Annotated in this window: 14 protein-coding genes and 1 tRNA gene; 7 read left to right on the forward strand and 8 right to left on the reverse strand. The window is 63.8% G+C overall.

Annotated elements, in window-relative coordinates; all coding sequences use genetic code 11:
• Positions 1–192 precede the first annotated feature (192 nt).
• Together FGU64_RS01940 and FGU64_RS01945 are read left to right on the forward strand one after the other, a co-directional pair.
• Positions 193–744 carry a DUF2478 domain-containing protein gene (locus FGU64_RS01940; protein ID WP_246671212.1) on the forward strand — a complete coding sequence of 184 codons (552 nt, stop codon included), beginning with the start codon at positions 193–195 and terminating at the stop codon, positions 742–744.
• A gap of 154 nt (positions 745–898) precedes the next feature.
• A complete protein-coding gene (locus FGU64_RS01945; protein WP_139950664.1) occupies positions 899–2,953 on the forward strand; it encodes a bifunctional diguanylate cyclase/phosphodiesterase in 2,055 nt (684 codons plus the stop codon).
• A gap of 39 nt (positions 2,954–2,992) precedes the next feature.
• Here the strand turns inward: FGU64_RS01945 and FGU64_RS01950 are convergent, their stop codons facing one another.
• The 4 genes from FGU64_RS01950 to FGU64_RS01965 form a co-directional block, all read right to left on the reverse strand.
• Positions 2,993–6,421, reverse strand: a complete 3,429-nt coding sequence (locus FGU64_RS01950; protein WP_139950665.1) for an autotransporter domain-containing protein — start codon at positions 6,419–6,421, stop codon at positions 2,993–2,995.
• A 251-nt stretch (positions 6,422–6,672) separates the two neighbouring features.
• Complete coding sequence (locus tag FGU64_RS23170; protein ID WP_180375608.1) at positions 6,673–6,960, reverse strand: hypothetical protein; 288 nt, start codon at positions 6,958–6,960, stop codon at positions 6,673–6,675.
• A 138-nt stretch (positions 6,961–7,098) separates the two neighbouring features.
• Positions 7,099–7,461: a hypothetical protein gene (locus tag FGU64_RS23175; RefSeq protein ID WP_180375609.1), complete on the reverse strand. Its 363-nt coding sequence runs from the start codon at positions 7,459–7,461 to the stop codon at positions 7,099–7,101.
• 656 nt (positions 7,462–8,117) lie between these two features.
• Positions 8,118–8,202: transfer RNA gene (locus FGU64_RS01965), tRNA-Leu, on the reverse strand.
• A gap of 337 nt (positions 8,203–8,539) precedes the next feature.
• Here FGU64_RS01965 and tig point away from each other — a divergent pair.
• Positions 8,540–10,003: a trigger factor gene (tig, locus tag FGU64_RS01970; RefSeq protein ID WP_139955227.1), complete on the forward strand. Its 1,464-nt coding sequence runs from the start codon at positions 8,540–8,542 to the stop codon at positions 10,001–10,003.
• 81 nt (positions 10,004–10,084) lie between these two features.
• Here tig and radC read toward each other — a convergent pair whose 3' ends face one another.
• Together radC and map are read right to left on the reverse strand one after the other, a co-directional pair.
• Positions 10,085–10,795: a DNA repair protein RadC gene (radC, locus tag FGU64_RS01975; RefSeq protein WP_246671312.1), complete on the reverse strand. Its 711-nt coding sequence runs from the start codon at positions 10,793–10,795 to the stop codon at positions 10,085–10,087.
• Positions 10,796–10,932: 137 nt separating this feature from the next.
• Positions 10,933–11,760, reverse strand: a complete 828-nt coding sequence (gene map, locus FGU64_RS01980; RefSeq protein WP_139950667.1) for a type I methionyl aminopeptidase — start codon at positions 11,758–11,760, stop codon at positions 10,933–10,935.
• Between the two features lie 202 nt (positions 11,761–11,962).
• On the opposite strand from map, the gene FGU64_RS01985 reads away from it, so the two are divergent.
• On the forward strand, positions 11,963–12,262 hold the full coding sequence (locus FGU64_RS01985) for a DUF982 domain-containing protein (protein WP_139950668.1): 300 nt from the start codon (positions 11,963–11,965) through the stop codon (positions 12,260–12,262).
• A 98-nt stretch (positions 12,263–12,360) separates the two neighbouring features.
• Here the strand turns inward: FGU64_RS01985 and FGU64_RS01990 are convergent, their stop codons facing one another.
• Both FGU64_RS01990 and FGU64_RS01995 read right to left on the reverse strand, forming a co-directional pair.
• Positions 12,361–13,485 (reverse strand): acyltransferase, encoded by a 1,125-nt coding sequence (locus tag FGU64_RS01990; protein ID WP_139950669.1) that lies wholly within the window; start codon positions 13,483–13,485, stop codon positions 12,361–12,363.
• 205 nt (positions 13,486–13,690) lie between these two features.
• Entirely contained in the window at positions 13,691–15,052 is a 1,362-nt protein-coding gene (locus tag FGU64_RS01995) for an O-antigen ligase family protein (RefSeq protein ID WP_139950670.1), read from the reverse strand.
• 128 nt (positions 15,053–15,180) lie between these two features.
• On the opposite strand from FGU64_RS01995, the gene FGU64_RS02000 reads away from it, so the two are divergent.
• The 3 genes from FGU64_RS02000 to FGU64_RS02005 all read left to right on the forward strand — a co-directional run bounded on the left by FGU64_RS02000 (position 15,181) and on the right by FGU64_RS02005 (position 17,919).
• The gene (locus tag FGU64_RS02000; protein ID WP_139950671.1) at positions 15,181–16,800 is read left to right on the forward strand and encodes a GumC family protein; all 1,620 of its coding nucleotides are present in this window, start codon (positions 15,181–15,183) and stop codon (positions 16,798–16,800) included.
• A gap of 380 nt (positions 16,801–17,180) precedes the next feature.
• Positions 17,181–17,315 carry a hypothetical protein gene (locus FGU64_RS23675; RefSeq protein ID WP_281405285.1) on the forward strand — a complete coding sequence of 45 codons (135 nt, stop codon included), beginning with the start codon at positions 17,181–17,183 and terminating at the stop codon, positions 17,313–17,315.
• Positions 17,316–17,322: 7 nt separating this feature from the next.
• Complete coding sequence (locus FGU64_RS02005) at positions 17,323–17,919, forward strand: YigZ family protein (RefSeq protein ID WP_139950672.1); 597 nt, start codon at positions 17,323–17,325, stop codon at positions 17,917–17,919.
• Positions 17,920–18,469 lie beyond the last annotated feature (550 nt).

Here is an 18,469-nt window from a genome sequence, read left to right on the forward strand (position 1 = left end):
GATGGCCGAGAAGAATGAAGACAGCACCCTCCTGCCGATGCTCATCGCCGGTCTTGTGCTGGTTGTTATCGGTGCCATTGTGGTGATGATGTTCGTCTGAACGGGCGGCAGGACAGGCCGCACGCAGGAGCGCTCCTTGATCGGGGTGCCGATGCGGATCATGCTGCCCGTCGAACCATGCGAAACACAACGATGGCCGGACGCATAGCCTTTGTCGGCGGCGCCGACAGCGAAACCATCCAGCGGCTGTTTGCGGCCGTCGCGGCTGATCTGAAGGCCGAAGGTGTCAAGGTGGCCGGAGCGCTTGCCGAAGCGCCGCCCCTGCCGGACAGCACCTGTAGCGCCGGGCTGTTGCGCACGCTTGGCATCGGAGAAGCCTATTCGATTCACCTGGACGCCGCGCCGGCCGGCACCTCTTGCCACCTCGATGCGCGAGGCGTCGAGCTTGCCTGCGCGGCGGTGCTCGGCGACATGCGCGGCTGCGACCTCGTCGTGCTCAGCAAGTTCGGCAAGCTGGAAGCCGTCGGCGAGGGGTTGTTCCCGGCCTTTGCAGCCGCAGTCGCAACCGGAACGCCGACCTTGACGACGGTATCGGCCCGGCACCGGCAGGCATGGCTGGCCTTCGCTCCGGGGGCCGATCTCATCGACGCCGACATCGCGGCGGTGAAGCGGTGGTGGCACCAGGTTCAAGAGGAAGTGTCGTCGGCTCGCCTGCCGATGGTAAAGCAGGCGTTTAAACCATAAAGTAAAACCAAGATTACATCGATTTTTTGCGGGATAACGCAGATGAAGAACTTCGCCGTATCGGCAGGTTTTTCGGTTTCGATAGCTGAGTTAGGGATTCCTTTGATATTTCGAGCCCATCCTTCGCACGGGTTTGGTGCAGAAGGGGCGGGCTTTGTTCAAAGTCGTTTCATGTCTTGCCTACGAGCATGACTATTCGTTCGTCGTAGTCGCCGCCATCGTGTGTGTCGCCAGCGCGGTCATGACCATCCGCCTGTTCGACCGGGCGGGGCGGCTCTCCAGCGACGCGCGCCTGTCGTGGATCCTGCTGTCGGCCATGGCCTGCGGCGCGGCGATCTGGACGACGCATTTCGTCGCGATGCTGGGCTTCCGGCTGCCGATGGACCATGCCTTCGATCCGGTGCTGACCATTGCGTCGCTGCTGATCGCCATCGTCTTCAGCGCCGGCGGCCTGTTTATCGCCACCAGCCGGACCAAGGGTGTGCCGGGAGAATGTGGGGGCGTGGTCATCGGCCTCGGCATCGTGGCCATGCATTTCACCGGCATGGCCGGGTTGGAAGTGGCGGGCCGCATCGAATGGGATTGGTCGCTTGTCGCCGCCTCGGTGCTGTTCGCGTTCTCCTTCGGAACGGCGACCACCCACATCCTCGCCCGGCACAGGTTCCGGTTCAGCCGGCCTCTGGCGATGGGCCTGCTCGTGCTGGCCATCTGCACCATGCATTTCACGGCCATGGGAGCCGCGACCCTGGTGCCCGATCCATCCGTGTTCGTGGAGCCGCGCACGATGTCGAGCGAGTTTCTCGCCGTGCTCGTGCTGGCCGCGATGGCGATCATCGCCGGCCTTGCGCTCTACAGCGTGGACGCGCGCTCGCAGCGCGAGCTCATAGACGGCTTTCGCCACGCGGCGCTCCATGATGCGCTGACCGGCCTGCCGAACCGTGCCTTCCTGTCGGCCAATCTGCCCGCCATCCTGGAGCAGGATCGCGCCGGCGGCCTGCAAACGGCCGTGCTCGTTCTCGACCTCGACCGTTTCAAGGAGGTCAACGACGTCCACGGGCACCACACCGGCGACTTCCTGCTGCAGGACCTTTCCCGGCGCTTCACGCAGCTGATGGGCAAGGGCGAGATGATCGCCCGCGTCGGCGGCGACGAGTTCATCGCCGTCAAGCGGCAGGTTCGGGGTAGGGCCGACGTCGATCAGTTCGCGCTGCGCCTCGTTGCCTGCGTGCTGGAACCTCTGGAACGTAACGCCAGCACCTTGAGCGTCGGCGCCAGCGTCGGCATCAACCTGTCATCGGGCGATTGCGGCGATGCCGAGGACCTGATCGGCGCGGCCGACCTCGCCATGTACCGGGCAAAGCGCTCGCTCGGTGACAAGATCTGCTATTACGAGCCGTCGATGGACGAGGGCCGGCGCGCGCGCAGCGCCCTGGCCATGGAGCTTCGCTACGCCATCGAGCGCGACGAACTCGAACTCTATTATCAACCCCAGCTCGACGTTCGGTCGGGCCGGGTCAGCGGCTATGAGGCGCTCCTGCGCTGGCATCATCGCCAGCGCGGCATCATTTCGCCTGCCGAGTTTATTCCGATCGCCGAGGAAACGGGCCTCATCATCCCGATCGGCGAATGGGTGCTGAGGACCGCCTGCGCGGAGGTGTCCGGCTGGAAGAAACCCTATAGGGTCGCCGTCAACATCGCTTCGGCCCAGTTGACCCAGGCCGACCTGCCGAAGATCGTGCACGAGACACTGCTGACGACGGGATTGCCGGCTTCCAGGCTGGAGCTCGAAATCACCGAGGCCAGCATCATCGAGGACCGCGAGCGGACGCTGCACGTCATCCGCCAGCTCAAGGCGCTTGGCGTGACCATCGCCATGGACGACTACGGCACCGGCTATTCGTCGCTGTCGACCTTGCAGGTGTTCCCCTTCGACAAGGTCAAGATCGACCGTTCCTTCATCGACGGGCTGCTGGCCGACGAGGCCGCGACGGCGATCGTCAAGGCGACCATCCTGCTCGCCTCCAGCCTGAACATCGCGGTCCTGGCGGAAGGGGTCGAGCGCCAGGAGCAGATCGATTTCCTGCAGGCCGAAGGCTGCACGGAAGCGCAGGGCTTCCTGTTCGGGCGGCCGCGCCCGCTGCCTGAGATTGCCGAGCAGGTCGGCCGCCGTGTGAAGCAGGCCGATCCGGCCGTCTCGCGCGCGGCCTGAAGTCGTCCCGGAAAGCGGGGCGATGTCGGGGGAGGGGCGTCAGAACTGGATATCGAAATCCGCTTTCGCGCCGTTGTCGGTTGCATGTGCGCCGAACTGTCCGGTGTAGGAGAGGCCGAGCGTGGCATTGTCGGAGATGGCGAAGTCGAGCCCGGCTTCGAGCACCGCGGCATCCTTCGCGATCGGGGTGCCGGCGATGGCGAAGCTGCTCGCACCGGCAAAGGCGAAGGCCTGCGTGGCCGGCGGCGTGGTGTCGCCGAAGGCATGACGCCAGCCGACCATGCCGCGTGCGGTGGCCGTCATGCCGCCGAGGTCGAAGCCGGTCGAGGCGCGCATGCCCAGCGTGGTGAAGGTGGTGTCGGTGGTCCGGCCGGCGCCGGTGAGGGCCGCCGCACCGCCTTTCTCGGCAAAGCCGTCGGTGTGCAGGCTGACATAGGCGAGGTTGGCGAACGGCTCGAACGAGGCGCTCGCCGTGTCGATGCGGTAGCCCGCCTCGCCGAAGGCTTGGAAGGTGCCGGCATTGTAATCCGCCGACAGGCTGTCGGCAAAGCCGGGGAAGGCGACCGAGCGGGCCGTCGAGATATCGTGCCAGCTGTAGGCGAGGCCCGAGCGCAGGCCGAGCGCGCCCATCTCCGTGCCGCCATAGAGGCCCAGATGATAGCTGTCGCTGGAACCGGAAGAGGCGCGGCCGTCCACGTCGAAGCTGGAATGGCTGTAGCCGGTCATGATGCCGAGGCGGACGTTCTCCGCGACCAGTCCGTCGATGCCGGTGAAGAAGCCGCCGGCGGAGCGGTCGAGCCCGGCGGCATTGCCGTCGCCGTCGGTCGAGCCCCAGGAGCCGAAGACCGAGCCCCATGCCGCCACGCTTGCCGTATCGGCCGGCGCCAGCGCGTGGCTGAAGGCCGCTGTCGCGGCACCATCCGTATCCGTCTCGCCATAGGCCAGCACCGGCGAAGCCGCCGCGCCGACGCCGGCGAAGGCAGCGCGGATGCGCTCGTTGACGGCATCGCGCAGGAAGCGGCTGTCCTCGACCAGCACCGTCCTGGCCGACGCGTGGATCTCGCCGGACAGACCGTCGAAGGCGCTTTCGGCTTGCGTGGCGCTCAACGAAACGACGGCATTCCAGATCGGATTGCCGGGGCCGAACAGATCGACGGCGCCGCCGACGCTGCGCTGGTTCGGCGTTTGGCCGGCAGATGCGAAGGCGACGTCGTTACGGACGAGCCTGAGATAGACGCTGGTAGGGTCGTAAGACAATTTTGGGTCGAGGAAGGCGAAACTGGAGGTGACCGCGCCGAAAGTGCCGCTCACGCCGGCGTCGGCTTTCAGGATGGTGTAGCTGGCGTTCGGCTCGTAGGTGCCGGCCTGGCCGACATGCACGACCTTGCCGCCTTTGAGGAAAGCTTTTCCCGTCGCGTGGATCTGGTCGCTGCCGGTGCCGCCTGGTTCGACTTCCACTTCGTAGGTCGAGTCCGGCTCCAGGGTAATGTCGCCCGCCACGGTCAGCGTGCCGATCGAATTGCCCGGCGCGACGGTGCCGGCGACCGACGTCGTGCCCACGGTGCCAGATCCCATCAGCCTGCCGCCCGACTGGACGTCGAGCGTGCCGCCGAGCGTGCCGTTGACGGAGAGCGCTCCGCCTTCGACCGTCGTGCTGCCGGCGAAGGCCGAGGACAGTCCGCTGAGCAGCAGGCGACCGTCGCCCTTTTTCACGATACCGCCGCCGCCCGTTATGGTTCCCGCGAAGAGCGCGTCGGCCGCCTGGTCGAATACAACGGCCGCGTCGTTGCTGAGGTTGCCGCGGATGGAATCCACATTTCCCACCAGCGTGCCAGCCTGCACCACCGTGCCGCCGGTATAATTGTTGGTGCCGGACAGAAATACGGTGTCATTACCCGATTTGACGAGCATCCCAGCCCCCGTCAGGTGGCCGCTGACGGTTCCGGCCTGCATGTCGAACAGGGTCGCCGCCGTCGCCATGCCGGAAATCAGGCCGCCGGTGAGCTGATAGGTGCCGGCATCGGTCGTTCCGGCCATCGTGCCGCCGGACTGCTCGACTTTCGTGGCCGTGACCGCGCCTTGGGTCAATCCGCCGGACTGGTCGTAAGTGCCGGTGGTGGCGCTGCCGTTCATCGTGCCGCCGGTGAAAACGAATTGCGTCGCGATCACCGTGCCGCTGGTCAGGCCGCCGGACTGTTGATAGGCGTCGGCATGCACGTTTCCCGCCATGGTGCCTTCCACCAGGGCATAGAGCGGCGCGTTGCCGATCCCGCTCGGGCCTGCCACGGTACCCGCCATGGTGGTGTTGGCGCCGTCCTGCGTCATCCCGCCGCCGGGAATGATGTTGTCGATATTGATGAGGCCGGTAGCCGACACCGCGCCGTTGCCCGTCAGCTCGAACTTGCCTGTGTCGGCGCTGCCGGACAGAGTGCCGCCCGTGAGCTTGTATTGCGTCGTCGCCACGGCGCCGGAAGTCAGCCCGCCGTCCTGCTCGTACTGGGTAGCGGCGATAACGCTGCCGGACATCGTGCCGCCGGTCAGCGCGTAGTCGGTGCTGTAGGATGTCGCTGCCATCGTGCCGCCCGACTGGGCAAAAGTTGCGAGGTCACGAAGCGTGCCGCCGCGGATTTCTCCATTGCCGGAAAGGTCGACGGCAAACTGGCTGACATCGAAGCCGCCGAGATCGACGACGCCGCTGGACGTGACCTGCAAGGAATTGGTGGGATCGCCGAATGCCGAGGCATTGCCTGCTTGCAACGTGCCGTTCGAAACCAGCGTCTGGCCGGTGTAGGTGTTGGCCCCGTTCAGCACCAGCGTGGCGCCGCCTTCCTTGGTCAGCGCGCCGCCGCCGGAAACGACGCCGTCGATGATCAAATCGGCATCGGTCAGGAACGTGCCGCCGCCGTTCAGCGTGACATTGCGCGTGGACGTGAAGGAAGCCGTGTTCTCCAGCGTGCCGCCGTTGAAGGTGAGGGCGCCGGCGCTTGCACCGAGATTGGCCTCGGAGGATACCGACAATATGCCCTGCTTCAGCGTCCACGGCGTCACCGCGGTGGTCGTGTTCGTCAGCGTCCAGGTGCCGGAGCCGGTCTTCTCGTAGCCGGTGAAACCCCGATATTGCTGCGCGGCGCCGACTTTCGAAACATCGAAACTGCTGGCGGCCGCTCCGCCGAGCGTCAATAGGTTGCCGGTGCCGGCCGTCGCATCGACATTGCCGACGATCGTCGACCCGGCCTGCAATTCCAGCCGGTTGGTGCCGCCGGTGAAGGTGATGGCGTTTGCTCGCGCTGGCCCGCTACCGTTCAATCCACCGGAAATCGTGCCGGAATTGATGACGGTGAGGTTCGACCCGATAATGCCGACGCCGCCCGCACCGCCCGCACCGGCTGAACTGCCCGGAATGCCGGGAGTGTAAGGGGCGCCGCCACCCGCGCCACCGGCGCCGCCGTAACCGCCGAAACCGCCCAAGGTCGCCCCGCCACTCGTACCACCAGGACTTCCGGTCGTGCCAGGAGCGCCGGCAACACCTGAACCCGTACCGCCCGTACCGCCAAAGCCCCCATCGCCGCCCTGACCACCCGGGCCAGTGATAGAACCGAAGCCACCAACGCCGCCGATGCCACCGTAACCGCCTCTCCCCCCGGCACCGCCCTTGCCGTTGGCGGCATTTCCTCCCGCCCCGCCAAAACCGCCAATCCCGCCGGTGCCCCCGGATGCGCCTAAGAGGCCAGAGCCGCCAGAGCCGCCCCAGCTACCATCTCCGCCTGAACCGCCCGATCCACCGTCGCCAGCGACGCTTCCCCCTGCGCCCCCTGCGCCCCCTGCGCCGCCGACGCCACCTGCACCGCCTGGTCCGGCGGCAGTGCCTGGACTTCCGTCCATGCCCAAGCCGCCGGCGCCGCCCTTGCCGCCGTTGCCGCCAACGCCACCAGTGCCAATCGTGCCGGCGTTGCCGCCAGCCCCGCCAACCCCACCGGCAACACCAGCGCCGCCGAGGGAGCCACCACTGGTGCCATCTCCGCCATTGCCGCCGGCGCCGCCATTGCCGCCGCTGGTATTCTGGAGGCCCGCGGCGGCGCTGCCGCCGGCCCCTCCGTCGCCGCCGGCAATCGTGCCGGTGTTGATCACGGTCCCGTTGCTGCCGCTCACCGCGTTCCCGCCGGCGCCACCCGCACCCGCCGTGCCGGAAACTCCCCCGGCACCCAGATCGCCGCCGTCGCCACCTCGGCCGCCCGCTCCGCCCGAGATCCCGACGCCACCGGCAGCACCATTGCCGCCCGCGCCGCCGTTGCCCGCCGCACCGCCGGTGCCGCCACTGGCGTCGCCGCCCGAGCCACCCAGGCCGCCGACGATGGCTCCGGCATTCTGCAAGGTGAAACCGCTGCCGTCGAACGCCGTGCCGCCGGAACCGCCGGGACCAGCCTGAGCGCCCGCTCCTCCCTGTCCACCGTTGCCGCCATCGCCGCCGGCACCACCGTCGCCACCAGAGCCGGCTGCGGCGTTTGCACCGGCTACACCGTTGGCACCATTGCCACCCGCCCCGCCTTTGGCGCTGCCGCCCACGCCGCCAGTGCCACCGATCGCGGCCGCATCCGAGTTAATCGTAATGACCGGGGTGCCGATGAACGCGCTGCCGCCAACGCCACCGGCGCCGCCGTTTGTAGCGTCGCCGCCCATCGTGCCGACGCCGGCAACCGTTGTCCCTGCGGTACCGTCGCCAGCGGCGCCGGTCGACCCTGCGACGCCCTGGGTACAGGTCGTGTAATTCACGTCGTTGATCGTGCAACCCGCGCCCCAGGCAGGCGGCGCGTATGCCCCCGCCGTGAGTGCCGTCGAGCACAGCAGGACAAACGCCGCCCGGTCATGCTTATGGAATGAACGCTTCGCCATGCTCCCCCAGCGCGCCCAAGATCGCGCCGCCTCCTCCCCACAAACCCGTCAGACTTTCAGCCGGGCTAAATTCCTCCTGGATTGTCAAATCTATCGGGTTGCGACCTTTCAGCTATACGTTACTTCCATGATTTTGCGGCCTGCAAGGAAAAACGGTCCGCATCCCCGACATAGTCTCGAATTCGCAGGGATTGCGGGCGGCCGAAAGCGTCCAGCGGCGGGTGGGCCGTTCGGTCCGGACGGGAAGCGAAGCAACTGTCGGGAAGGCGGAAAGTGGTGCGGATGAGAGGACTCGAACCTCCACGCCTTTCGGCACTGGAACCTAAATCCAGGGCGTCTACCAGTTCCGCCACATCCGCTACGCCTGCGGCAATCCCATGTAGCCATCATTCTGTCAATGTCGGGGCCTTGATTGCGCTCGTCTGGAAGCGCGAAGACGGTTGAAAATTGGCCTCGCCTGTGACAGAAGGCGTGTCGAATGTGACGGGATGAGACGATCCGCTTCTGGAAGATGTGATAAGAAGTCGGAAAAACAAAGACTTAATCACATTTTGGAGCGTGTTTCGGATGCTTCGGCCTAATCGCGGCCGGCTTTCCGGGTCCCGCGCCAAAGCTATCCCGGCCAAGACTGTTCCACAGGCTGCAAACGGCGAACACCGTTTTGACGGCCTGATCGATTGAAACAAAGGTTTGATGATGCAGGTCACCGAAACGCTCAATTCCGGCCTCAAGCGCGAGATCAAGGTCACCGTACCGGCCGGCGATATGGAAGCCAAGCTGATGGCGCGGCTGTCCGACGCCAGGGACAAGGTCCGCATCAACGGCTTCCGTCCGGGCAAGGTGCCTGTGCAGCACCTGCGCAAGGTCTACGGCAAGTCGTTCATGGCCGAGGTGGTCAACGAGATTCTCAACGAGTCGCGCACGATCATCACCGGTCGCGGCGAGAAGGCCGCCATGCAGCCCGAGATCGTCATGACCGAGGACGAGAAGGAAGCCGAGAAGATCCTCGCCGGCGGCGCCGATTTCGAGTTCAAGCTGAACTACGAGGTCATCCCGCCGATCGAGATCAAGGACTTCGCCGACATCAAGGTCACCCGTCCGGTCTACGACGTGCCGGAAAGCGAGATCGACGAGCAGGTCAAGCGCGTCGCCGAATCCGCCCGCACCTATGAGCCGAAGGACGGCAAGGCCGCCGAGGGCGACCGCGTCACCATCGACTACGTCGGCAAGATCGACGGCGAGGCTTTCGCCGGCGGCGCCGGCAACGACCAGCCGCTGGTGCTCGGCTCGAAGGAGTTCATCCCCGGCTTCGAGGATCAGCTTGTCGGCGCCAAGGCCGGCGACGAGAAGCAGGTCACCGTGACCTTCCCGGAGAACTACCAGGCCGCGCATCTGGCCGGCAAGGAAGCCACCTTCGACGTCACCGTCAAGGAAGTCGCCAAGCCGGGCGCGCTGGAGATCAACGACGAGACGGCCAAGAATCTCGGGCTGGAGTCGCTGGAGCGCCTGCGCGAGGTGGTCAAGGGCCAGATCGAGAGCCAGTTCGGCTCGATGACCCGCCAGAAAGTCAAGCGCCAGCTTCTCGACCAACTCGACGCCGCCTACATCTTCGAGGCCCCCTCCAAGCTGGTGGACGCCGAATTCAACAACATCTGGGCCCAGGTCAACCGCGATCTCGAAGCTGCCGGCCATACCTTCGCCGACGAGGACACCACCGAGGAGGACGCGCGGGAAGAGTATCGCCGTCTGGCCGAGCGCCGGGTGCGCCTTGGCCTCGTGCTGGCCGAAATCGGCGAGAAGGCCGGCGTGACCGTCACCGACGACGAATTGCAGCGCGGCCTGTTCGAGCAGATCCGTCGCTTCCCCGCCAACCAGCAGCAGGAAGTCTACGAGTTCTACCGCTCCAATCCGGATGCGCTGAACACGCTGCGCGCGCCGATGTTCGAGGAAAAGGTGGTGGACCACCTGCTCGGCCAGATCTCCGTGACCGACAAGAAGGTCAGCAAGGAAGAGCTGATGGCCGAGGACGACGAGGACGAGGTGAAGGCCAAGCCGGCCAAGAAGGCGTCCGCCAAGAAGGCCGACAAGGCCGAGGAAGCCGGTGAAGAGCCGAAGAAGAAGGCGGCGCCGAAGAAGAAGGCTGCCAAGGACGCAGAGTAAACCGTCCCGCGTTCGTTTTCGAGAAGGCCGCCGCGAGGCGGCCTTTTCCGTTTGCGGGGATCGCCACGGTATCCGATCCCGTCAGATCAGAAGCAGCCCCTTCATCGACACATGGCCTTTTTTGCCGATGATGATGTGATCATGAACGGCGATGCCCAGGCGCTTGCCGATCTCGACGATTTCCTTGGTCATGTCGATATCGGCGCGCGAGGGCGTCGGGTCGCCGGAGGGGTGGTTGTGGACCAGCACGATGGCCGTCGAGGAAAGCTCCAACGCCCGCCGCACGACCTCGCGCGGATAGACCGGCGTATGATCGACGGTGCCGGTCTGCTGCACTTCGTCGGCGATCAGCGCGTTCTTCTTGTCGAGGAACAGGATGCGGAACTGCTCGCGCTCTTCGAAGGCCATGGCCGCGCGGCAATAGTCGAGCACCTGCGCCCACGACGACAGCGTCTCGCGTCCCTTGATCTCGGAGCGCAGCATGCGTTGTGCGGCGGCGGCGATGATCTTCAGGTCGAGTGCCACCGCCGGGCCGATGCCCTTGACCTCTCGCAAGAGGTTTTCCGGCGCGCCCAGCACCTCGGCCAGCGTGCCGAAGCGCGCCAGCAGCGCCTTCGCCACCGGCTTGGTGTCGGCGCGCGGTATGAGGCGGAACAGCAAAAGTTCCAGGAGTTCGTAGTCGGGCAGGGCGCTATGCCCGGCGCTGGCGAAGCGTTCGCGCAACCGGTCGCGATGACCGAGATAGTGCGGCTTCTGTTCGGCGGTCGGTGGCGCGACGGCCTGCTCCGCCAGGAATCCAGCTTCTTGTCGCCTGTCTGCGCCCACTTGCACCGCTCCCTGCCGGCATCATGATAGGCGATGTTTCCGGCACGTTGAACGGGCGTGGCGGCCTTTTTTCCACAGCGCCGCGCAGCAGGCAGTTGTTGAAATCAGGCGGGCAGGCCGGGGCGGTCCAATCCCTTGGGCGAGAGCGTGAAGATCTCGCAGCCGGTCTCGGTCACGCCCACCGTATGCTCGTACTGCGCCGACAGCGAACGGTCACGCGTCACCGCCGTCCAGCCGTCCGACAGCACCTTCACATGCGGCCGGCCAAGATTGATCATCGGCTCGATGGTGAAGATCATGCCCGGCCGCATCTCGACGCCTTCGTTCGTATGGCCGTAATGCAGGATGTTCGGCGCGTCGTGGAATAAAAGGCCGACGCCGTGGCCGCAGAAGTCGCGCACCACCGAGCAGCGCTCGCCCTCGGCATAGCTCTGGATCGCGGCGCCGATGGCGCCGGTGCGGGCGCCGGGCCGAACCGCCGCGATGCCGCGCGTCAGGCATTCGTGCGTGACCTCTAGCAGGCGCTCGGCCGCCCGCTTGATCTGGCCGACCGGATACATGCGCGAGGAATCGCCGTGCCAGCCGTCGAGGATGTAGGTGACGTCGATGTTGACGATGTCGCCCTCGCGCAGCGGCTTGTCGTCGGGGATGCCGTGGCAGACGACATGGTTGATCGAGGTGCAGGACGATTTGGTGTAGCCGCGATAGTTGAGGGTCGCGGGCAGGGCGCCGTTGTCCATGCCGAATTCGAAGACGAAGCGGTCGATCGTCTCGGTGGTGACGCCCGGCTTCACCAGGTCGGCGAGCTCGTCCAGGCAGCGCGCCGTCAGCTGGCAGGCCTTGCGCATGCCGACGAAGCCATCCTCGTTGTAGAGGCGGATCTGGCCGGTGTTGCGCAACGGAGCAGTGGCGGCGTCGAGATAGGTGGTCATGAACGGTGCGGCAGGGTTTGTTTCGATATCGACCCTTCATGTGACATCGAAAGGCTCATTCTTCAACCTTCAATATCGCGCGATGGCCTTGAAGCGCCCGCATGGAAGCCACAATTGAGGGCGACAAGCGCCCGATCAATCGCAACCTTTCACCACGCAAGGCGTTGCCGTCGCACGACGGCGCCGGATGAAAAGACGTTCCATGAGCAGCCTGCAATTTTCCATTCCCGTCAGGGTCCGCATGGTGGACGGCCTTCCGATCGAGGAAATCTACGGGGTCGAGCAGGCCCTGGACCTGCTGGCCGAATGGCCGGCGGGCCGGCAGGGCAAGCTCTACCAGGCGGCTTTCAACGCCTGTTTCAGCGCCAGTGTCGGCGTGGTCGACGTCGAGGAAGCCGGCCGCGCCTTCACGGCTTTCTGCCGCGTCGGCGGCATCCTGGCCAAGGATATGATGTGGCAGGCCAAGCGCGGCCGCGACAACCGCAGGCCGCTGTCCGCCTGATCAGGCGGAAACGCGCGCCAGCGTTGGCGGGCGAGCCGCTTCCCGTCAGGCGATCGATCTCGGCTGTGCGACCGCGAATTGTTGTATTCTTCCGTTTCTTACGTGCTCAGATGCCTCGACTGCAGGGCAATAGTGGAGAAGGCAGGAACAGTGACGCGATTGGCCGAGCGTTTCGCAATCTCCCTGCCGATCTCGATCAGCGGCTTTTCGACCGCACGATGCAGCGCATAGGCAACAGCGATCGAGGCAGCGTAGGAAAGTACGAAAACTGCCATCCAAGGCATCGCAATGTTCAGCTTTGTCAGGATCAGCACGACCACGTTCATGGTGAGGACGTGAGTTAGATAAACGGCATAGGTCAAACGACCGGCGGCGGCCAGGGGACGCATGGAAAGCGCCCTGCTGAGGAGCCACTCGCCTTGCGCCAGCCAGAGATTACCGATCAAACCTGCTGCAAAGAAAGCGATACCGACGTTCCACAGATACAAGTGAGGCAAGGCGAGCGAGCCTATGTAGGAGGCGGCAATTCCGACCAGCGCCAGCCATGCCGTCTTTTGCGACTGGAGCCGAACCCTCAACCTGCCTGACTGTGAGGCCGCGACAGCCAGCGCGGCGCCGAAGCTCAACCCGGCGTAGCCCCGGATGAGCAGTTCCGGGTTTTGCCCGATCCAGATCAAGGACAATAGCGCACTCGCCAGCGCGGTCACGGCAAAGAGCCTGGAGTTCCACAGGAACACCATGATGAACGGCCAGATGATGTAGAATTTTTCTTCTATGCCGAGCGTCCAGGAGTGGCCGAAGAGCGTTCCCGTCTCCTGGTGCATGTATTCGCCGTTGAACGTCGCGAAATAGGGCAAGCCGTCGCGAAAATTGAGGATCTCCGCATCGCTTCCCGTCAAGAATCCGAGCGCCAGCGCCGCTAGCCCGTAAAGGATGACAGTGAGTGCATAGAGCGGCACGATGCGGAAGACACGACGGATATAGTAGGAAGCCAGTTTGGCTCCTCTGCCGTCATGTGTGTCGTGGATCAGCAGCCAGGTGATCAACCATCCGCTCAAGGCGAAGAAGATATCGACACCGACCGAGCCGTTGATCAGTCGTGGCGTGCCCAGAACATGGTTCGCCACCGTGAACAGGATGCAGATGGCGCGAACCCCGTCGAGTTCGGGCCGGTAACCGGTTCGCATTGCGGTCTTGGCGTTTCCGCCGCGTGTCAAAGCCATCGCAACAAATCCCTGTACCGTTCCAGTTTGGAACAACTCATCCGCCTGTCGTCCGTTGAGAGGGATAAAGCAAAAGACATGCCAAGCACGGGTGGTGATGTCAGCATTGAGCGAGCGGCCTCTGGTTTGGCCACTTGGCGGTGGAACTCATTGTGATCGCTGCAATGCTCCGATCGGAAGACGGATGATCCCCCGGTGGCCTACATCAGGCCCGTTGCGCGATGGGGCGCCTTTCGGGACCTCGCGTCGGGTGCGGCGGCATGTTTGCGGGTAGGCGGGCAAGCCATTTCACATAGCCGTATATGCCCAGGGAAATGACGAGGAACATCAGGAAGAACGACGATGTCGAGCGGCCTATCTGGTTCTCGACCAGATTGCTGACCAGGAACATCATCGTGAAGGCGAAGGCGACGCTGAGATAGGCATCCCTGAGATGGCCGACCGAGACGAGAAGCAGCAAAAGGATAAAGCCGATCGCCGTGAGCATCAGCAGCAACCCAACCAGCCCGCCTTCGATGAGGATGGTGATGTAGCCGTTATGGAAATTATCCAGCACCCAGCCGTGCATATCCTGGAAAATGAGCAGCCGCGCCGGTGTCCAGAAGCCGCCGACGCCGAAGCCGAGGAACAGGTGGCTCTGGAGCTGGTCGAGACCGTAGAACCAGAGCGTCGTGCGATTGCTGGTGTTGAGGGTCGTACCCAACACGCCGATCCTGTCGTCGGTCAGGGAGATGGTCGAGAGCACGAGCTGAATCAGCGGCACCGAAAAGACGACGAGCGCGACGAGGATCAAGCGCTGCAACGTCTTCGGCAGGCGCGAGCAGATGAGCGAGGCAACGCCGACGATCGCGATCAACTGGCCGCCGCGCGATCCTGAATTGATCAGGCAAACCATGGCGATGGCGATGTTGGCCAGCCGTATCGGCATGGCCAGCCGGCCGAGTCCCACGGGCAGGGCGAGGGCGCCGACCACGACGAAGGCCGAGATCGCCCCAAGTTCGTTCTTTTGCGCGGCAAAGCCCTTCCAGTCGCCTTCCAGTTCCCAGCCAGTTTCGATGCCTTGCGCCGGAAACAGCACCACGATGATCAGCGATACGACCACGAAGATGCAGGCCAGTGTGTAAAAGACCACGAGAAGCTCATCGAGCCGCTTCAGGTTGACGATGCAGATCGACACCGTAAGGGTGAAAAGGATCAGCACAGCCTTGATCATTCCGTTCGCCCCGCCGTCGCCCCACAGGGCCGACAGCGCCGTATAAAGCAGGAACGCGATCAGCAATGCCCAGTCCGCGGACAACGATACCCTGATGCGCCGCGCGAAGTAGGTATAGGCGATCAGCGTCAGCGAGATGCCGGCGAACAGGGCATAGCGGATCGGTTCGCCGAGGCTGCCGAGCGGCGAGTCCGGGGCAGGACTCCACATCGAGACGATTATCAGCGCATAGATCGCGACGCTTTCGAATTTCGGGGATGCCATGGCCTGGTCCGAACATCTGCGCGGGCACTGCCGCGTGCTGCCGCCTGCGGATGCGGTCCGTGCGCCATGATTACCGGGAATGGTAAACAAACTCGGAACCGGGGCGGGGAGGCAACACGCGGGATTGGCCCTCGAAACCGAAAATTAAATACGCTGCCCGTAATGGAATTGAGGGACTTTCCGCGAAGCGCGGAGAGTCGCTGCAACGCGAGGTTCGCATGCCGATGAACCAGGACCACGATCAGAGCCCATACGGTACGCAGCAGCGTAACGGATGGGACGCCGTCAGCGCCTATCTGCTGGTCGACCTGCCGCGCCTGTTCTTCTGGCTGCGCAAGGGCGTTCGCTGGATCGTTCTTGCCATGGTCGTCGGTCTGCTGGCGGGCGTGTCGTACTCGATGCTGTCAAAGCCCCGCTACACGGTAACGACCGACATATTGATGAATCCGGCGGGCCTGCAAATCGTCTCAGACGACCTCTTCAGGCAGAACGACCAGCAAAGGGACGCACAGCTTCTCAACGTCGAGAGCAAGCGGCAGACGCTGGTTTCGCGCAGTGTGCTTCTCAGGGCCATCGCCGCGCTCGACCTCGAGAACGATCCGGAATTCGTGCCGCCGCCGTCCGCGTTCAGCATCGGCCGGCTGCTCGGCCGCGCGCCTTCGCAGAGCAACGAAGTAATTGCCCTCGCCAACCTCATGAAACGCCTGAGTGCCCGTCGTGACGAACTTTCCTTCGTCGTCACCCTGTCGGTCTGGACGAACAATGCCGACAAGTCGATCCGCATTTCCGAGGCGATCATCAAGGCGTTCCGGGAAGAGCTGGTTTCGGCCGATTCCGAAGGCGCCGGCCGCACCGTGGATGCGCTGACCGAGCGCATTGGCAAGCTGAAGGCGGACGTCAACGCCGCCGAGGAAGCGGTCGAGGCCTTCCGTCGCCAGAACGGATTGCAGGCCATCCAGGGCGAACTTGTCTCCTCGCGCTCCATGTCGCAGATCAACCAGCAGCTCGTCGAGGCGCGGCAAAAGCTGATCGCGGCGCAATCGCGCTATCGCGAACTGTCTTCCGGCAACGCCGATGCGGTGGCGATGCAATCGCCGACGGTCTCTGCCTTGCGCACGCAGTATGCGACACTGAAGTCGCAGGCGGACGCCCAGTCGATGATTTACGGCCCCCGGCATCCGCGCGCGTCGTCGCAGCAGATCGAGTTGCGCGCCCTGCAGCAGGAAATCGACGCCGAGACGAAACGCATCGTGCTTGCCGCCAAGAACGACCTCGATCAGGCGCAATCCAATGCCTCGTCGCTCGAAGCCGAGGCTGCCCGGGCAGGCTCCGGCGTGTTTTCTGACAACGACGCTCAGGTGCGGCTGCGCGAGCTTACGCGGGAAGCGGCGGCTAAAACCGCCATCTACGAGGCCTTCCTTGTCCGCGCGCGCGAAGTCACCGAGCGCCAGCAGCTGGACACGACCAACATCCGCATCATCTCGCCGCCGGTGGAACCCAGGTCCCGCAGCTGGCCGCCTCCAACCATGCAACTGGGTGCCTTCGGCGCGCTGGTCGGGATGGTGCTTGGCATCCTCGGCGTTCTCGGCAGGGGCATCGCCATCGATATGAAGGGGCCGCGCCGGCCGCCATCCATGCCTGTGGATTCCACGCGCCGTTCTCCGGCCCAGGCCCGCTTGCACGAACTGCTGCGGACCTCGCCGTCGCATGCTGCCGTTCGCGCGCCGGCTCACGCCCGTTCGCTGCTCGATCCATGGTATGCAAGTGCGCAGGAGCCTGCTGCATCCCAACGACATGATCCTCGGACGTATCGCGCCGCGCCCGCCTATCGTCGATAGGAAGATTTCCGTGGCGGCATCCCAGCCGCCTCGCTTTCGCCCTGCACGAATCATCGGCCGAGGCAGCGACATGGCGTAACTTGCCGACCGATGGCGGCCTGGAACCGGTCAAGGATTTTTGCACGGCTAAATGGACGTCGATGGGATCGCGGACGACTTCGTCGCCTTGCTCAAGGCGACGACATGAACTTGTGCCGGTTCGCGCGCCAGCGCTGCCCTGATCTGCAATAGCCGCTATTGATGGAAACTGGTACGCTCAAGGGGAATCCAACCCCTGTTACCGCCGTGGAAAGGGGCAAAGAAAAGGCCGATCGGATGGCACTACCAGCCTTCGGTACCTACACTTGGCTATGGCTGGCTGTTTGATTCCCGCAATTTTGATGACCTTCGGTGCCGCCATCGGTGCGATTGTCGGCAGTGACGGTGGGAGCGTCTACGGCGCGTTCATCGGCCTTGCGGTCGGCATGCTCGCTATGGTGGTCATGGTCTTCCTGATGTCTATGGCGAAGCGATAGCCGTAGCATGAGCAATCTCAGCACCCTGGTCGCCAAGGTAACGGTTCGGCAGGAGATCAAAAAGAGCCGTTTTCTCGCGGTCGCCGGGCCAGTTCCCGATGAAGCTGCGGCAAAGGCTTTCATAGAGGCGAATTCGGATCAGACAGCGAACCATAACTGCTGGGCCTGGCGGATCGGACAAGCCTACCGGTTCAACGATGACGGCGAGCCAGGCGGAACGGCCGGCAAGCCGATCTTGCAGGCTATCGATGGGCAGTCGTTGGATCGTGTCGCCGTTGTCGTCACGCGTTGGTTTGGCGGTGTCTTGCTCGGGAGCGGCGGCCTGATCCGGGCATACGGTGGCTCGGCCGCCATGTGTTTGTGGGAGGCTGAAAAGGTGCTGCTTGTCGATACTGTCGCGGCGACGGTGAAATGCGCCTTCGGTGATCTGGCGCTTGTGCAGGCTCGGCTTGAGGCACTTCCCGGAGCGCAGGTCCGCGTTCAGTCATTCACAGGTACCGGGGCGGAACTGATCGTCTCGGTGCCGGAGGACCTGGCAGACGGCATGGCGCGTATGGTCGCTGATCTGACGAGCGGCCGGGCGGTAATCAAATTCAGCGAATAGCCGTCCCAACCGCGAGCATACATAGATCTTACAGAGCAGCGGGGACGAATTGCCCGGCCTGAAGGATTCGCGTCTCGTTTCCAGGCGAATTTCAGAGATTCGTTTGCCACCGTTGACAGCCGTGCAAGAGCGTGAACGGTTCAGCTTTACGTTCGTGGAGCATATTTCGATTGCTCATTTCTCTACGGATTCGTATTTTAAAATAAAAATAAATCTTTATATATTATAATCACTAAAATTATTAAATATTATTCTATGTGCCATGATATGATGAATAGATAGTTTTTCTTACTATAATATATTAAATTCTATATTGTTGTCAACAAATCATTGGAAATTCATCTTATTTCTTTCCTCGTCCGTCAAATTGCGAAGAAAAGCGAAAAAAATTAACGTAAGGGTAGGTTACTCCCATGGCGCCGCGAGTTTTAGCATGATATAAAGTGACATTCCGTATCTTGCCAGGGGGGTTGAGATGCTGCGTCCATTCGCTGTGGGTTCGTCATCATTGCGGGAGGCGGCGCAAGAGCCGGGAACTGCTGGAAGGAGC

The sequence above is a fragment of the Mesorhizobium sp. 8 genome (assembly GCF_006351905.1).
Classification (GTDB): Bacteria; Pseudomonadota; Alphaproteobacteria; order Rhizobiales; family Rhizobiaceae; genus Mesorhizobium; species Mesorhizobium composti.